This is a genomic window from Staphylococcus sp. NAM3COL9 (genome assembly GCF_001431205.1).
In the GTDB taxonomy this organism is placed as follows: domain Bacteria; phylum Bacillota; class Bacilli; order Staphylococcales; family Staphylococcaceae; genus Staphylococcus.
In genome coordinates, this window is sequence record NZ_LGPC01000016.1 from 301,252 (window position 1) to 318,833 (window position 17,582).

Here is a 17,582-nt window from a genome sequence, read left to right on the forward strand (position 1 = left end):
AACAATTAAATAAATGCATAAAAAATCCATTTGCTAACAATAAATCATTGCGCAAATGGATTTTTTCTATATATTTTGATATAAATAAGCGTCTTTCAAATAACCAATCATCCCTTTTTCTGATTCTACAGGATTATTATTACCACGTTTAAATGTTACGACTTTGTCATCACTAATATGATAAAGTAGCATGTCATTTTCAGTTAACTCACCTTTACAAGATACTGGTATTTCTATAATATTGTGATCTTTAATAAAACGGTTAAACCAACGTGATGTAAAATTCCAATCAAAAAGAATATGATTTTTGATTGGCCCATCCACATTACTTCGTGCATGTTCATCACTAAATGATACGGGCATCATATCTACATTTTTCAAACCAAATTCTGGAACTAATTCATTAAATGCTAGACTATTAAATACAAATGACTGCGTCATAAGCAAACATTTATTGTAACGGGTCATATCTGCATAAATACGATCATTACTAGACAGTAAATTGCCTTCAAAAATTTCAAAATCTAAATCTTGTGATCGTTGGGACGTATTTCTAAATAAATTAAATGCCATAACTGGGATGTTATGTTCTCTCAATTTTGCACCGAGATGAAAAGAAAATTCACTTTCCCCTACAATGATTACACCAGGAGGTTCTGTACTTGAAAGTCTCATAACTTTACTCAATGGCAAGAAACTAAAACCATAAATCACTACGGTAATAAAGACTAATCCAAATGTAACTGGAGTGATGAATTCAGCCATCGGTGTACCTTTCTCTACAAATAAACCACCAAAAAACTGAGCAACAGTAAGTACTACAATACCACGGGGTGCCATCATAGATACCATAGCGCGTTCACGTTTTGAAATTTCTGTATTTATAGTAGCCAGTATGATTGAAATTGGTCTAATTAAAATAATCATAATTGCGCAGAAAATAAATAATTTCCACGACATGACACTTTTTAATACTTCTAATGTTAAAGAAGATGTAATTAAAATAAAGACAGTTGAAATCATGATTGATGATGTGTTCTCAATAAAATGATCAGATTCTTTGAATATTAAATCGTGGCGTTTCATTCGTGCCATCATTAAACCGAAAATTGTAACTGCTAGTAATCCAGATTCCGGTAAAATTTCGTCACAAATAGCAAATATTAATAAAATAAAAACTAATTGAATCGGTGGCATGAGATTTTGAGGGATTAAATCACGTTTAATCAGCCACATAAATAAGTATGATGCGCCAAAACCGATGACCACAGCTACTAAGAAGCGTAAGACAAAACTCAATATAATTTGCAATTCAAAGCCCTGTTCAAATATTTGAAACACATAAAATGCACCGAGCGCTAACATAGGTCCAATAGGATCAAGTATGATACTTTCCCATCTTAATATTGAATCTACACTTTTCCGAACTTTAGCTTGTTTTAATAACGGTTGAATTACAGTAGGCCCCGTTATTAAAAACAAACCACCTAAGACGAGTGAAATTGCCCATGAGAATCCCAATACATAATGTAAGGCAATTGAACCTAAGATCCAAGCAATCATAGCTCCCATAGTAATGATACGCATCACTGCCTTGGAAATACCTTTTAATTCACGAAAGTCTAAATTACTACTTCCTTCGAATAAAATAATCGCTACAGCTAATGATACCAACGGACTGAACACTTCTTGTCCTAAACTTTCTTGCGGATTAATCAGACCAAATATTGGTCCTACAAGTAACCCTACGATAGCCATGACAACAATCGATGGCCATTTAATTTTGGTAGCAAACCACTGACTGAAAATCCCAAGCGCTAAAAATATAACGATGAGCAACATTAACGGTAAGTTTAGTAAAGTCACATAACTCCCTCTCTCTATTTTTAATATCAAACAATTTTTGTACTTTTTTCAAAATTCATTAATAGAAAAACATACTATCAAAATTTTTAGTCTAACGCACTAAAATGAACTTCACTATATACCCACACCTATTTCACTTTCTTCGTATCTTTATTCCGAAATCTCTCAATGAGTACATTCCGGACACACATATGTCTACACCAAATAAACCTCCCTATTTATTTCTCTTCTCCTTTAAGGTAGAATGAACTATTGTGATGTTTTTTATATAACATAACCTCATTCAGGTAATGAATTGTCATGAAAGGATTTAAAACAATATGAATAAATTAAAAGAAATTATTATTGTTGCTTTTGCATTTGTCGGTGTTGTAGTTGGTGCTGGCTTTGCTACAGGGCAAGAAATTTTTCAATTTTTTACAAGTAACGGTAATTTTAGTGTTTATGGTGTTTTTATTACTGGCTTGATTGTTACTGTTGGCGGTGTTTTTGTACTAAACACAGGTTATCGTCTACGTTCACATAATCATACAGAACCGATTAAATTTTACTTACCTCGCACAATTGCTACGATATTTGATATCATATTAACATTATTTTTATTTGCATTAGCAATGATTATGACTGCAGGTGGCGTATCTACAATTAACGAAAGCTTTGATATTCCATATAGTCTTAGCTCATTTTTATTAATTTTAGTTATTTTATTAACGTTATTTTTAAAATTTGATCGCTTAATTACTGTATTAGGTATGGTTACCCCCTTCTTAGTCTTAATTGTAACGATTATTGCAATATATTATTTTTCAACAGGCCAATTTAATTTTGAGGCTGCTCATGACTATGCAAACAGTGAAGGCCGCACAGACAACTGGTGGTGGTTCGATGCAATCAATTACGGTAGTTTACAAATTGCTGCTGCTTTTAGTTTCCTTTCAGTAATGGGAGGACGATTAAAATTTGAGAAATCAACTATTTGGGGCGGTATTTTTGGTGGTATTATCATCACTTTCTTATTGCTAATGCTCAACCTTGGTATGGTTACAGAATTTGCTCAAATTACAGGCGTTGCACTTCCATCATTATTATTAGCAAATCATATTTCTCCTTTTATTGGTGTGTTTATGGCTATCGTTATGATTTTAGTTATTTATAACACAGTTGTAGGGTTAATGTATGCATTCGCCTCACGATTTACTGAGCCTTATAGTAAACCGTATTACATTTTAATTATTATAATGGCAATCATTACTTTTGCTACAACTTTTATTGGCTTTATCGAATTGATAGGCAAAGTATTCCCTATCATGGGTATTTTCGGCTTCATTCTATTAATTCCAATATTTATTAAAGGAATACTTAAAAACAAACCCGAATAACGCATAATTGGTTATCTATATTCCGAAAGAAAATCATTTCATTTCAGAACGTAAACAAAGTAAACGTTATAACGTTTACTTTGTTTTTTGTGTTTAATATTATGTGTTCAAATAGTCTTTTAACACATAATAGCTTAAAATAAGAGCAGTGATTTGTGCCGACTCTAGCGGAAATATTGCGCTTGGAAGACTATAGGCTGAGCTTGTACCCATGAAAAACGTGCACAAAAAATACCAATAAAGTCGAAATTCTCTGTCCCACCCTCTTCTTTTTTATATTTTTTAACATACTTACTTTTATCAACAGATAAAATAAGACATAAACAGTCACATGCATCGTATTGCACACATGAAGTTTATGTCTTCTAATACTTGTTGTTATTTTAATGTTGAACAGCTTTTACTATTCTATATTATTGATTTAATACTGTTTGACCTGCTTGAATGCCTGATTGAGTCAATTCGTGACTGTTCACCCAAACTTGCGTTACATTTGCCCCACGGCTTTCAAAAATATCAATTACATTCTTACTAGCCTCTACAGAAACGATTGGATCGTTTTCCCCCATAGAAAGTAATACATCTACACCGCTTAAATCTTTATTGTTCACTAAATCTACTGGATAAAGTGGTGCATATAACAATGCTTTTTTAAATGTAATAGCATCATGTAACATCATGCTAATCGCAATATTTGACCCATTTGAAAATCCTACTGGTACTGCCTCAGCTAAATCAAAGTTATATTTATCAGCCGCTTCTTTTAAAAATGTAATTAAGCGCTCTGTTCTATATTCTAAATCTTCGATATCGTATTTTCCTTCTCCAAGACGTTTAAAGTAACGATTCATACCATTCTCAGAAACTTCTCCTCTAATACTTAATACATTATAATTAGAATTTAAGACTTCCCCTAAAGGTAACAAATCTTTTTCATCTCCGCCTGTACCATGTAATAAAATAAATGTAGGTGCGTTTGCTTCGCCTTCTTTAAAAATGTGTTCCATATATCGACATCTCCTTTAATTGGTGTATTATATTCATTCAACTTTGTCAAAATTACCACTATCCTAAGTTACTATATTCTTATTGGAGGTAAATGGCGTAAAAGTTCTTCTCTTTTATCTTTATACTGAGGTGGTAACATCAAATCTGTACCAAGTTCCTCAAATCGTTCATCAACAGTGAACCCTGGGCCCTCTGTCGCAAATTCAAAAATGATGCCACCATGTTCTTTCATGTAAACTGCATTAAAATAATTGCGATCTTTAACATCTGTTACATGATAGCCTTTACCTATCATCTTCACTTGCCAACCACGATGGTCTTTGTCTGTAGGTACAGACCAAGCAATGTGATGTACAATGCTAACACCCCAACGTACATTTTCTTCCGGAGGGACTTTCTTAATCATGACATGATGTTGCCAATCACCAGCTGTTTCAATATGGACATAATCATCGTTTTCACTTACTTTAGACAATCCCATATCATTTGTTAAAGTGCGTGCAGTAGCCGTTGGATCTATCGACAACATCGTCACACCATGAAACCCCATAATATCTTGGTCATTGCCTACACTTGCTTCGCCTTCTACAAGAGCTAATGGCAAACCATGTATATCATCAAACTCTAACGTTTCTTTATCGAATAACTGTGTTCTTTGTACGTTTATATCATTTTCTTGCAAATGTTGTTCCCAAGCTGCGATAGCATCTTTTGGAATTCTAAACGCAATTCTTTCTACTTGTCCTGCTCCAATGCGACCTTTATGTGCATTTGGCCAATTGAAAAATGTTAATATCGTTCCATTATCGACGTTACCATTTGAGAAATATAAATGATACGTAGATGGATCATCAAAATTCACTGTCTTTTTAATTAATTTTAAATTTAAGATGTCTCTATAAAACTGAATATTTTCTTCTGGATTACCTACAATTGCTGAAATATGGTGAATGTGTTGAATTGCTTCCATATTTTCTCCCCCTTCTTATTTACCTATACACGTTTTAATGCGAGTGGTTTATCGTTTTGTGTTAAATGGTTTGATTTCTGATTCAATATATTCACGTTGTTCTTCTAAAAATGGTGGCAATGCTAGACTTTCTCCAAGTGTTTCATATGGCTCATCTCCCATGAAACCTGGCCCATCTGTAGATACTTCAATTAATATATGACCAATACGTGCGTATAAAGCTTCAAAATAGAATCTATCTACTAAGCCAGAATTACCTATACCTAATTCTTTATATTTTTCCATCCACTGCTCAATTGCTTCATGATTTTTTAATCTAAATGACACGTGATGTACTTCACCATAGCCTTGACGCGATGCTGGTCCTTCAGCATCTTTTCTTAAGATTACTTGTCCACCATTGCCACCTTCTCCAACTTCTAATATTGCAACGTTATGTTCTTCATGTTTGACTTTCATGCCAAAGACTTGTCCTAATATTTTGATGAAATCTTCAAAATAACTTACTGTCATTTCAATTGGTCCCAATCCATAAATAGCTTTGTCTGTTGGTACTGGACCATTTTTCCATGGCGTACCCGGTGCAACACCTGAATTATTTTCATCTGATACAAGTTGGTATCTTTGGCCATCCACTTCTTCAAAGGGTAATACTTTTGTACCAAATAGTGTTTGTATGCCATCATGTTTTATTTCAAAATCATTAAAGCGTTGTTCATAATATTCAAGCGCTGCATCATTCGGCACTCTAAATGATGCGCGTGAAATTGAATTTGTTCCACCAGTACCTTTTGGTACATTAGGAAAATCGAAAAATGTCATATCTGTTCCTGGTGAACCTACATCATCTGCAAAAAATGTGTGATACGTATATATGTCATCTTGATTTACTGTTTTTTTAACAAGTCTCATACCTAATACTTCTGTGAAAAATTTATAGTTTCTTTCTGCATCATCTGTGATTGCAGTTACATGGTGGATACCTAATAATTGATTGTTTGTCATAATAAAACTCCTTATTTATATATTATCTCGATTTCGTAGTAATTTTAAATAAAATTTAAAAGTGCTACTACACTACTGTGGATTGAGCACTTATTTTTTTCAAAGCTTGTTGTAACATTGCCATTTCTTCATCCGTAAGTACCGAGAATGTTGATGTTAACGTTGTTGCATGTTCTGGAAATATATCATCCATCATTGCACGTCCTTGATCGGTGAGCGAAGCATTGATAACACGTTTATCTCGTTCATTACGTATTCTGATTACAAAACCTTTTTCTTCTAATTTATCTACAACATATGTGATACTGCTGCTAGCAATTAATACTCTCTGTCCGATACGTTGTATCGGTTGATCACCTTTGTTATACAATAATTCCATTACTTCAAATTCTGTCAGATTTAAGCCATAACGTTGGACGTCTGTTCTTACAATTTGTTCCAAAAAGTCTACTGTTCGGTTTAATCCAATGAATGCATTTAATGATGATTTTGTACGGTCCATTACGTCACCAACTTTCATTTTATTTCGAATTCGAGATAAATATACCACCTCTCGTTTACATAGTCAACAAATAAGTATAAAAAATATACTGATATATAAAAGGCCTATTTTCCGATTTAATTTTAACGCTTAATTTCACTCCAAAAGTAAATTAAAATATCACGTTAATGCTTATACAAAACAATATTATTTCTCTTGTTTTCGTTTTTAACAACTATTTAGTGGTAGAAGGTATTATATGGAGGTGTCATAATTGAACAAATTATTTATTAATAATGAATTTATCGAAAGTAAATCAACTGACACAGCGGCCGTAATTAACCCTGCTACGGAAGAATTAATAGATACAATCTCATTTGCAACAGAGTCAGAAGTTAATGATGCAGTAGAAAAATCAAAACACGCTCAGTTAGAATGGGAAAAAGTACCTGAACCCACGCGTGCTGATCATGTAAAATTATTAATTCCATTATTGGAACAAAATAAAGACACGTTGGCAGAATTATACGTTAAAGAACAAGGTAAAACACTTGCATCAGCTAAGGGTGAAATTGATAAAGCTATTCAGTTCATCGATTATATGACAAGTTTAAGTATGAGTAATAAAGGTGAGGTTTTACAAAACAGTCGTGAAAACGAAACTATTTTACTAACGAAAAAGCCAATCGGTGTTACTGCTGGGATTGTCCCTTGGAATGCGCCAATTATGGTATTAATGAGAAAAGTCATACCAGCTATCGTTACTGGCTGTTCGGTAGTGATTAAGCCAAGTGAAGCAACTTCTTTAATTACACTTAAACTTGCAGAACTTATTCGCGAATCTACAATACCTGCGGGCCTTGTACAAATCCTACCAGGTAAAGGCGAAACAGTTGGTACTCAATTGGCACAACATCCTGACATTCAATTAATCTCTCTTACTGGTAGTATGCGTGCGGGTAAATCTGTTTATACTGAAAGTGCTAGTACTGTTAAAAAAGTTAATTTAGAACTTGGTGGTAATGCCCCTGCACTCGTCACTGCAAATGCTAATTTAGATAAAGCTGTTGACTATATCGTTACAGCAAGAGTAAACAATGCTGGTCAAGTGTGTACATGTCCAGAACGTATTTTTGTACACGAAGCGATCCATGATACATTTATCAATAAATTAAAAGTTAAGATGGAACAACTTAAAGTTGGCGACCCATTCAATGCGGACACGGACTATGGTGCTATTATTAATCAGCAACAACTTGATAGCATTAATGACAAAGTACAAGATGCTATAAAAAATGGTGCTGACTTAATTACAGGCGGACATAAAGTTGATGGCGCTGGCTATTTTTATGAACCAACTATTTTAGATAAAGTTAATCCAGAAGATAGTGCATTTAAAGAAGAAATTTTCGGTCCTGTTATACCGATTGTGACATATAATGAATTTGAAGACGCCATTGAACAAGCAAACGATACAAATGCCGGATTATCGTCATTTATTTTTTCTGAAGATTTAAAAGAAATTATGACTGCTACAGAGCGACTTAAATTTGGTGAAGTTTATGCTAACTGTGAAGCTGAAGAAGTCGTCAATGGTTTCCATGCAGGATGGAGAGAATCTGGTATAGGTGGCGCTGATGGTATTCATGGCCTTGATGAATATTATAATACCACTGTATCTTATATAAGATATGATTAATATTATTATTCAGACTTAAATAATAATATTAAAAAAGCCATGAAAAAATGCGATTAAACAGCATTCTTTCGTGGCTTTTGAACTTTGATTTTTTACTCGTTTAAAGCTTTATCCAATGATTTTATGTTTTTCCTCATTAATGATTGATATGACATATGATCTTTATCCGCTTCGGATTTAGATAAGGTTGCCATATTATGGAAACTTAACGGCGTCGTATCAGATTCCTTCTGAATGACATCCGTTACTTTAGAAGAAATATTTTGTTCATATAAAACGTAGGGTTGTCCTGTAGCATTAATATTTTTAACAATATCCATTAAATCTCTTTGGCTTGGTTCTTCATTGTTCATCCCGCTGACACCCACTTGTTCAAAACCATATCTGTTAGCTAAATAACCGATAGAATCATGTGAAATCACTACTTTATTCCGTTTCATATCTTTGGTAATAGATTTCATTCGCTTATCAATATCTTCAATATCTTCAACTAATTTTTGATAATTTTTGTCATAATAATCTTGGTGTTTAGGATCTTTTTTCGCTAAATCATCTCTGATTTCTTTTGCGAATTTTTTGTTCATCTCTGGATCAAGCCATACATGAGGATCATTCTTGCCATGGTCATGATCTTCGTGTTCGTGCGCTTTTTCTTCATGGTCATGTTCATGATCTACTTCCCCGTGTTTATGCGCTTTTTCTTCATGATCATGATTAGCATTAAAGTCATCTTCGCTCAAATTTTTTGCTAAGGGCAATTTTAAATTGTCATTATTGATAGAACGCGTAATTGTTTTTGCGACTGGGTCCATAGCTTCACTTGAATAAATAAATAAATCACCTTTGGCAATATTAATCATTTCTTTTTGCGTAGGCTCAAATGAGTGCATATCAGCACCGGGCGGATAAATAGATTTTGCTTCCACATATTTGCCACCGATTTGTTCGGTAAAACTTTTGAATGCAAATGCAGTCGTATATACTTTCAGTTTATTATTAGAACTGACGTCTTTTTTTTCTTCTTTATTAATATCACCGCACGCACTGAGTAACACAGTGCATACACATGTTAGTATCAACAGTATACTTTTTTTCAAAAAAACGCTCCTCCAAATCGAAATTGTTCCGTTAAAACTATAAACTTATTTTACCTATTTTTCAATGGTTTTCGCTTAATCATTATATATTTCTATATTTAACTTTATCACTTATATGTTAATTAATACTGTAAATTGTTTAACATTTGGTAAAACGTGATATTTAGTAAGTAATACATTTATAATAGGAGTGATAAAAATGGCTGATATTAAACAAGGTACAAACAAATTTTATATTGGTGATGACGAAAATAATCCACAAGCGCAAATTACTTTTCAACAACAGGGTGATAATCAAATTGATATCGATCATACTGGTGTTCCAGAAGAATTTGGCGGACAAGGTATTGGTTCAAAATTAGTTAAAGCAGTTATAGATTATGCACGTGATAATAATTTAAAAGTGACTGCATCTTGTCCATTTGCTAAAGCAGTAATTGAAAAAAATTCAGATTATCAAGATGTTTATGCAGGTTAAGCATAAAAAACTTTCAATTAGATATTTCACAGTAGCTGGCTGACATTTAAATACACTTATTTCAAGTTATTAAGGAACTACTTCTTCATTTATGAAGGCTAGTAGTTCTTTATGGATGAGCTTCAGTTCTCGTCGTCCTTTTTCTAGTCAACCTTGTAGGGGCGGGAGTATGAAATCAAAATTTGATTTCATACTCCCGCCCCTTTCTCATCCATTTTGTAGTAAATACATATTATGATATATACCGTGTTGCGCAATCAATTGATTATGCGTGCCACTTTCTACTATTTCTCCACGATTTAATACAAGAATTTGATCAGCATCTTGTATTGTAGATAATCTATGTGCAATTGCTAAAGTTGTTCGCCCTTTACGCATTTCATTTAATGATTTTTGTATTTGTTCTTCTGTTTCTGAATCTATATTTGCAGTTGCTTCATCTAAGATTAATATTTTAGGATTCGTAGCAATTGTTCTCGCGAAGGCAATTAATTGCCTTTCACCGCTAGAAAAGGCACTCCCTTTTTCTATCACCTTATGATTATATTGCTCAGGCAATTTCTCAATAAAGTGATTAGCATGTACAAATTCTGCTGCAGTTTTCACTTGTTCAAATGTCATTGTAGGATGGTATAACTTAATATTAGATGTGATTGTACCGTAAAATATAAATGCATCTTGTAAAACTAAACCTATCTTCTCTTTTAATTCAGATTTAGGTATGGTCTTAATCGAATTGCCATCCACTTCTATGTCACCTCGATTAAATTCATAAAAACGCATAAACAAGTTAATGATAGAACTCTTTCCAGAGCCGGTATGGCCAACCAACGCCACCATCTCACCTGGATTGGCAGTAAATGTGATATCTTTCAATACATCTGTTTCACCATCGTAACTAAAGCTAACATGTTTAAATGCAATTTTCCCTTCCTTAATTTTGCGTGTATTAATTTCATGCTGTTGTGGTTCATATGTGTCATCATCAATAAGTGCAAATACTCTGCTAGCTGATACAAGTGCTTGTTGTAAGATATTTAAATTCTGGCTCACTTGATTAATAGGTTCAAAAAAGCGTTCCATATATTGTACAAATGCAAATACAACCCCCGCCGTGATGCCGGTAGTAAAACTAATAACACCAAAATAACCAAGAATCATAACCACTGCAAAAACCGATATAGAACTGATTGCAGGACGTAATAATAAACTATCAAGCTTTACTGTCTTCAACATATAATCATAATGTTCATCATTAATTTTGTTGAACTCTTTATTTAATCGTTTCTCTTGATTAAATGCTTGAATAATTCTCATACCTTCAATAGATTCTGCTAATTTAGAATTCAAATCAGATAATCTTTGTCTCGTTTTTGTAAAAAGAAAAGCAGAATATTTTCTATACGTTGCTAATATTATAAAAATAATAGGTAAAAACACAAGTGCAATTAATGCCAATTTTACGTCCAAAATAAACATCATGATATAACTTGCAATCATCATAAACAATGCCATGATAAAAGTAGAAAACACGCCAATGATCATATCCACAATTGTTTCTGTATCATTCGTTAATCTTGATACAATACTGCCCCCAGGCACTTTATCGAAATACTTCATTCCTAATTTTCCTAATTTATTAAAAGCGTCAATACGCAATTGTTGTATTACCTTAAAAGCCAAATATTGAAACATATACTGACTAAAGTAAAGTGTGATAGCACCTATGATTTGTATACCTAAAAATATAACAATCAACCAAATCATAGTATCTTTTGGAAAATGGCGTGACGTTAAATAATCATCAATAAATATCTTAACCATATATGGCGTCATCATACTTGCCACAGTGGATAAGATAAGCATGATAAAGGCTAACGTGATCGTACCTTTATAAGGTAACGTATATTTAAACAACCGAATTAATGCACTCCCTTGGTCCTTTGCAGTTAAGTTAGTACGTTCAGTCATTTTCATCGCCCCTTTTCGTAAGATCCTCTAAGTTACGTGATAACTTATCTTGTAAAGCTTGGGCTTGATACGTTTCATAATACCAACCTTTTTTCTCTATTAGTGAAGTATGTGTCCCACTTTCAACGATTGTTCCTTCATCCAATACAATAATGAAGTCTGCATGTTTTACAGCACTCATGCGATGTGCAGTAATGATATTTGTTTTACCATTTCTAACACTTTCTAAATTAGCTAAAATAGCTTCTTCTGTCTGCGCATCCACAGCTGATAATGAATCATCCAATATAAGGACTTCTGGGTCTACTAACAACGCCCGTGCAATTGACACACGTTGTTTTTGACCACCAGATAAAGAAACACCGCGTTCACCAACTACAGTATGATAGCTATTGGGGAAATCCATGATATCATCATGAATATGACTTAACCGGCTCGCTTCATAAACTGTTTCATCATCAACTGCCTCATTACTAAATGCGATATTGTTACGTATTGTAGTAGAGAATAAGAAGTGTTCTTGTGGCACATAGCCAAATTGAGCTCTTAAATGCTTCACATTATAATCTCGTACTGGATAGCCTCCATAAGTGATATCTTGTGGTCTTTTAGTATCAAATTCTCTCAATAGTAAGCGTATTAACGCACTTTTTCCAGAACCTGTACGTCCTACAATACCAAGTGTCGTTCCCTGCTCAACTGAAAAATGAACATCATAAAGTCCTTGTTCATCATTACCCGGGAAATTAAACTGCGCTATATTAAATATAATGTCACCAGTTGGAGGCGCGTCGATTTTATAAGTGGTTTCTATATCGTTTGGTAAGTTTTCAATTTCATCAATACGTTCATAAGAAGCTTTGGCTCTCTGCACAATATTAAAAAATAAACCTAGTGCTAATAATGGCCACACGAGCATGCCTAAATACGTAGTAAAGGTGATAAGTTGTCCTAGCGTTATCTCATTTTGAAATACCATTTGTGCACCAAATGCAATTGCTAAGAAGTAACTTGTACCAATTACCAATGTTATCGTAGGATCAAATAAAGCATCTATTTTCGATACTTTTAAATTTTTCGCTACAACATCATCACTGAGTGTATTAAAATCAGCTTGATCACTTGTTTCATAACCAAAGGTTTTAGTCACTTTAATACCTGCAACACTTTCCTGCGTTTTATCATTCAATTTACTAAATGCAGCTTGTGCTTTTTTAAATCCTTTACTTAAAAGTGAACCATAGTAACTTGTTAATAAAACCATAAAAGGTAATGGCATGAGTGCAATTAAGGTCAGTTTCCAACTTACCGTCGTAGCCATAGTAATCACAACGGTACCTCCACTAATCAATGAATCAGCAATCATGAGAATACCCGCACCTGCAACATTTTGCACTGCTCTTATATCGTTAGTTGCATGTGCCATTAAATCACCCGTGCGTCTATTTTGGAAAAACATCGCACTCATAGCTGTATATTTTTCATACAAATAGGTTCTCAAGATCTGCCCTAACTTTTGGCTCGTTCCAAAAATAGATAATCTCCATACATATCTTAATACATACGTTAATATCGCTACTATAGTTAGGATAATAAGATAAGTTATTAATAATTTAGGGGTTAACTTATTTGTTGTCATTTGATCTATTGTTTTACCAATGATTTGCGGTGGTACAATTTCAATTAATGCGATTAATAACAACGTAAATAAACCGACAATATAACTTCTTTTTTGTTGTTTAAAAAACCATCCTAATTTCCAAAATACGCTCAAATACTCACCCCCAAAATCATGTTGATTACACTGTCTCTATAGTTTACCACAAGTTGACATATGTAAATATATATATATATTTACACTTAAAATCACTAAAAACAGATAAAAATACCGGCAATGAAAATCACTGTCGGAATAAATATAATAAGTTCTAGTTTGAGTTTTTTCGTTGTTGTTCTTGAAATTCGTAAAATACTTGAAACAACATAATTAACATTGCCGGATGATACGTTTCACCTTCAATATATATGTCGTGTCGTGATGCTAATTTAAAGTGTACAGACTTTGTTTGCATTAATTCATCATGTCCATCTGTCACTTTTACGCTTCTAGAAAAAAGTCTCGATTGAAATTTTAATGTATCACCTTTACTACTTTCAAAAAGCAATGTGGGTTTAAAACCTATTTTAGAACGAAACACACCTATTGGATTGTCGTTTTTCTCTACTTGCCATACCGTTTTAAAGGGCGTTTTAAACGCCCCACTTATGGTTTTTTCTTGAAGAATACGATACGTAGCTTTGCCATCTGTAATTTCAAAATTTTGTTTGCTATTGCCAAACATTGCAAAAGCTTCTTGGGTTGAAGAAGTATAAAATAACTGTAATTCAAATACTGCTTCATCCTTATCATTAAACACATCAATTTCTGATTTGGAAGAACTGAAAAATTTTCTTTAAAATAATAATGTGCCATTTTCAAAACTTCTATCTGTTAACTTTTTTCAATTAATCCTAATATACCCGAACGCTGAAATTCAAACAATAAATCACTTGGAAATTCTATTTGTACATCCAAGCAAATTGTGTTGACTTATAAAGGAAGATACTCTAAAGTCAAACTTGTAACAATAATAAATACAAGCAATAATAAGGAGCGCTCTTATGACTTTTCACGATAATACATCAATCCAAGTAACGAATATCACTTTAAATGTTGAAAATCTATCGACAATGATTAAATTCTATAAACAAATTTTAGGATTAACTGTCAATACTGAAACACAAAATAACATTATATTTAATATAGGCGACCATGGTCACACTTTAACTTTGAACGAAATCAATGATGGACGTCGCCCTTCTATGAAGGAAGCAGGACTATTCCATATCGCCTTATTATTGCCATCTAGAATAGATTTAGCTAATTTCTTATATCACGCATCAAGTTTAGGCATACAAATTGGTGGAGGTGATCACCTTGTAAGCGAAGCATTATACCTCTCAGATCCTGAAAGCAACGGGATTGAAATCTACGATGATCGCTCAAAAGATGAATGGTCATGGGATGGCAATAAAGTAAAAATGGATACGCTGCAAGTCGACGTTAATGGCCTTATTGCACAACGTACTGAAACAGGGTGGCAAGGTATGCCTAGCGATGCCAAAATAGGCCATTTACATTTAAAAACAGCAGATATAAAACAAGCGTATCATTATTATATTGACCAATTAGGATTAACACATATTTCTGATTTCCCACAAGCGTTATTCATGTCTACAAATCACTATCATCACCATATTGCAGCAAACGTATGGCAATCTAACACAATACGTCAAGATAATGACACAAGTTACGGTTTATCACATGTAGATATTTACAAACCAAATGCAACTTCCGAACAATTTATTGGACCAGAAGGTTTTGAAATTGCAATACACAGTGATACTTCACTTGTAGCAGATAAAAATGAATAGTCAGTGATTTTCGGACTTGAATTGAATTCAAGTCCGTTTTTAATTATTAATTTTAACACTATAACTATTTGCGCTAATTACAACGCCATATCTTTAAATACCAGTAGTAATTTGTGCTGACTCGTGCGGTAAAAACACTATCTGAAGACCATAAACTAAAGCTGCAGTCACGGTAAGCATGCACATATCACTCCAATATGTTCCTGATAAATTGGACAGACAAAAAGGAGCATATCTTAGATATGCTCCCTTCATTATTAAACTTAGTTAAAATACTAAATCTTTTATTATAACCATTCTACAACATCTGATTGTGGCTGACGTACTTTGTCTTTCGATTCTGTTTCTCTGTAACCAAAAGCAACCATTACAGAAGGTGCAAAGAGTTCTGTATCTGCAATACCTTCTTCATCTAAGAATTGAGTGACCGCATCCAAATCAAAACCTTCGATAGGACAAGAATCAATGTTCAACAATGCCGCACTCGTCATCATATTACCCAGTGCAATATATGTTTGTTTTTTAGCCCATTCTAACAATGTTTGTTCAGTATCATTAATATGGAAACCCGTTTGGAAACTTTCGAATTTTTCTTCTGTTGCCGGAATACTTTCTTCACTATATTTTTTAATATCACGTATCATATGTTGAACAAATGGTGATTTTGCTGTTACATTTTTGCGTGCTAAGATTAATACAAAATGACTCGCTGTATCTAGTTGGGCTTGTGCACCCCAACTAATTTCTTTCAATTTGTTTCTAATCTCACTATTTTGAATCACAATAAACTTCCATGGCTCTAATCCAAGCGAGCTTGGTGAAAGTCTGCCCGCTTCTAAAATAGTATTAAAATCACTATCTTCTATTTCTTTACTTGCTTCAAAACGTTTTGTTGCATGTCTAAAATTAAACGCATCTAATATCGTTTGTTGCATTTGTGTCATACCTGAGTGGCCTACCTTTCAAATCAATTATAAATATCAGTATAGCCACTTTTTAATATTTATTGAAATAATATGTTTATAGCTATATTCTTGATTTAAAAAGATATATTTAATTTAGTAATTTTAACACTTTTTCCTCAATCACAGTTAACACGCCTTGCTCATCATTCGTAGGTGCAATGTGATTTGCTACTTCAAATAATGATTCATCTTCACTGTTTTTCATAACATAACTATGTTTTGCAAGTTCCAACATATCTAAATCATTATTGGCATCACCAAATGCCATGAGGTTATCGGGACTAAATTCCCATTTTTCAAGTAAACGATGCAATGCCTGTCCTTTAGTCATCCCAGGTATAATAAGATCTATACTGTCTCTACCACTCGATACAAGTTTTAAATCTTCCGTAAATTTTTTAGTTAAATCATCATCCAGTGTCGGGTGTGAGTTTCTATTAATATTCAATGCTATTTTCACATATTCATCATCTGGCAAATCTTGAAATGACTCAATTTCTTCCAATTGACGATAATAAAAATGCGCAGTTTTTTTAAATGCTTCTGTATTCTCTTTTAGTATATATGCACTGCGTAACCCACAAACAATCAGGTTATCAATGCCACGCTCAATATTTAAATAGTCAATTACTTTTTGATAAAGGCTTCTATCAAATGCTTCATAGTCATATAAAGTGTCCCCTTCGTATATAACGGCACCGTTTTCAGCTACAAACAACATATCACGTTGCCCGAAAATAGATTTCAATTTAGCATATTGGTTACCACTTGCTGCAATAAACTTAATGTCATGTGCTTTGAGCTGTTGAAAAATTTGTTCAAATCTTTTTTCATCATAACCTTTTTTAGAATCTAAAAATGTTCCATCCATATCAACTGCAATTGCTTTTATCATAACGTCCCCTCAAATCTTCCTATTTATGTATATCTTTATATTATATAGACTATGCAGTTTGATTCAAAGTAAATTCATCATATTTCTTAATTTAATTATTAATACTTAACTATCACCGTCTTATTACAAAATAGATTTTAAGTAATTCAATTTTAAATTTTTGCATAGCTTAAATAATGGAAAACAAATACAAAAACGGTTGGAAAAGTTCGAGTCTTTTCCGACCGTTTTTGCACTTCCAACATTATAATCGTTGTTTTTATTTTAAATTTTTATATTGGAAGTGCTTAGTTT

At 33.1% G+C, this 17,582-nt stretch carries 15 protein-coding genes; 4 read left to right on the plus strand and 11 right to left on the minus strand.

Annotation, left to right across the window (positions count from 1 at the left end; all coding sequences use genetic code 11):
- Window positions 1-66: 66 nt before the first annotated feature.
- A complete protein-coding gene (locus ACA31_RS11120; protein ID WP_057513733.1) occupies window positions 67-1,842 on the minus strand; it encodes a cation:proton antiporter in 1,776 nt (591 codons plus the stop codon).
- Between the two features lie 344 nt (window positions 1,843-2,186).
- On the opposite strand from ACA31_RS11120, the gene ACA31_RS11125 reads away from it, so the two are divergent.
- Complete coding sequence (locus tag ACA31_RS11125) at window positions 2,187-3,245, plus strand: YkvI family membrane protein (protein WP_057513385.1); 1,059 nt, start codon at window positions 2,187-2,189, stop codon at window positions 3,243-3,245.
- Window positions 3,246-3,658: 413 nt separating this feature from the next.
- Here ACA31_RS11125 and mhqD read toward each other — a convergent pair whose 3' ends face one another.
- The 4 genes from mhqD to ACA31_RS11145 form a co-directional block, all read right to left on the minus strand.
- Window positions 3,659-4,252: a methylhydroquinone degradation carboxylesterase MhqD gene (gene mhqD, locus ACA31_RS11130; protein WP_057513386.1), complete on the minus strand. Its 594-nt coding sequence runs from the start codon at window positions 4,250-4,252 to the stop codon at window positions 3,659-3,661.
- Between the two features lie 71 nt (window positions 4,253-4,323).
- On the minus strand, window positions 4,324-5,223 hold the full coding sequence (locus tag ACA31_RS11135) for a VOC family protein (RefSeq protein WP_057513387.1): 900 nt from the start codon (window positions 5,221-5,223) through the stop codon (window positions 4,324-4,326).
- Window positions 5,224-5,271: 48 nt separating this feature from the next.
- Window positions 5,272-6,228: a ring-cleaving dioxygenase MhqE gene (gene mhqE, locus ACA31_RS11140; protein WP_057513388.1), complete on the minus strand. Its 957-nt coding sequence runs from the start codon at window positions 6,226-6,228 to the stop codon at window positions 5,272-5,274.
- Between the two features lie 67 nt (window positions 6,229-6,295).
- Entirely contained in the window at window positions 6,296-6,730 is a 435-nt protein-coding gene (locus ACA31_RS11145) for a MarR family winged helix-turn-helix transcriptional regulator (protein WP_057513734.1), read from the minus strand.
- A 253-nt stretch (window positions 6,731-6,983) separates the two neighbouring features.
- Here ACA31_RS11145 and aldA point away from each other — a divergent pair, with 253 nt between their 5' ends.
- On the plus strand, window positions 6,984-8,408 hold the full coding sequence (gene aldA / locus ACA31_RS11150; RefSeq protein ID WP_057513389.1) for an aldehyde dehydrogenase: 1,425 nt from the start codon (window positions 6,984-6,986) through the stop codon (window positions 8,406-8,408).
- Window positions 8,409-8,500: 92 nt separating this feature from the next.
- Here the strand turns inward: aldA and ACA31_RS11155 are convergent, their stop codons facing one another.
- On the minus strand, window positions 8,501-9,505 hold the full coding sequence (locus tag ACA31_RS11155; RefSeq protein WP_057513390.1) for a metal ABC transporter solute-binding protein, Zn/Mn family: 1,005 nt from the start codon (window positions 9,503-9,505) through the stop codon (window positions 8,501-8,503).
- 199 nt (window positions 9,506-9,704) lie between these two features.
- On the opposite strand from ACA31_RS11155, the gene ACA31_RS11160 reads away from it, so the two are divergent.
- Entirely contained in the window at window positions 9,705-9,983 is a 279-nt protein-coding gene (locus ACA31_RS11160) for a GNAT family N-acetyltransferase (RefSeq protein ID WP_057513391.1), read from the plus strand.
- A gap of 207 nt (window positions 9,984-10,190) precedes the next feature.
- Here the strand turns inward: ACA31_RS11160 and ACA31_RS11165 are convergent, their stop codons facing one another.
- From ACA31_RS11165 to ACA31_RS11175, 3 genes are all read right to left on the minus strand, one after another.
- The gene (locus tag ACA31_RS11165; protein ID WP_057513392.1) at window positions 10,191-11,954 is read right to left on the minus strand and encodes an ABC transporter ATP-binding protein; all 1,764 of its coding nucleotides are present in this window, start codon (window positions 11,952-11,954) and stop codon (window positions 10,191-10,193) included.
- Complete coding sequence (locus ACA31_RS11170) at window positions 11,947-13,728, minus strand: ABC transporter ATP-binding protein (protein WP_057513393.1); 1,782 nt, start codon at window positions 13,726-13,728, stop codon at window positions 11,947-11,949. Before ACA31_RS11170 ends, ACA31_RS11165 begins: the two co-directional genes overlap by 8 nt.
- Window positions 13,729-13,882: 154 nt before the next feature.
- Complete coding sequence (locus ACA31_RS11175; RefSeq protein ID WP_367576198.1) at window positions 13,883-14,371, minus strand: hypothetical protein; 489 nt, start codon at window positions 14,369-14,371, stop codon at window positions 13,883-13,885.
- Window positions 14,372-14,615: 244 nt separating this feature from the next.
- On the opposite strand from ACA31_RS11175, the gene ACA31_RS11180 reads away from it, so the two are divergent.
- Window positions 14,616-15,428 carry a VOC family protein gene (locus tag ACA31_RS11180; RefSeq protein ID WP_057513394.1) on the plus strand — a complete coding sequence of 271 codons (813 nt, stop codon included), beginning with the start codon at window positions 14,616-14,618 and terminating at the stop codon, window positions 15,426-15,428.
- 287 nt (window positions 15,429-15,715) lie between these two features.
- Here the strand turns inward: ACA31_RS11180 and ACA31_RS11185 are convergent, their stop codons facing one another.
- Both ACA31_RS11185 and ACA31_RS11190 read right to left on the minus strand, forming a co-directional pair.
- The gene (locus ACA31_RS11185) at window positions 15,716-16,372 is read right to left on the minus strand and encodes an NAD(P)H-dependent oxidoreductase (protein ID WP_057513395.1); all 657 of its coding nucleotides are present in this window, start codon (window positions 16,370-16,372) and stop codon (window positions 15,716-15,718) included.
- Window positions 16,373-16,481: 109 nt separating this feature from the next.
- Complete coding sequence (locus ACA31_RS11190) at window positions 16,482-17,288, minus strand: Cof-type HAD-IIB family hydrolase (protein ID WP_057513396.1); 807 nt, start codon at window positions 17,286-17,288, stop codon at window positions 16,482-16,484.
- Window positions 17,289-17,582 lie beyond the last annotated feature (294 nt).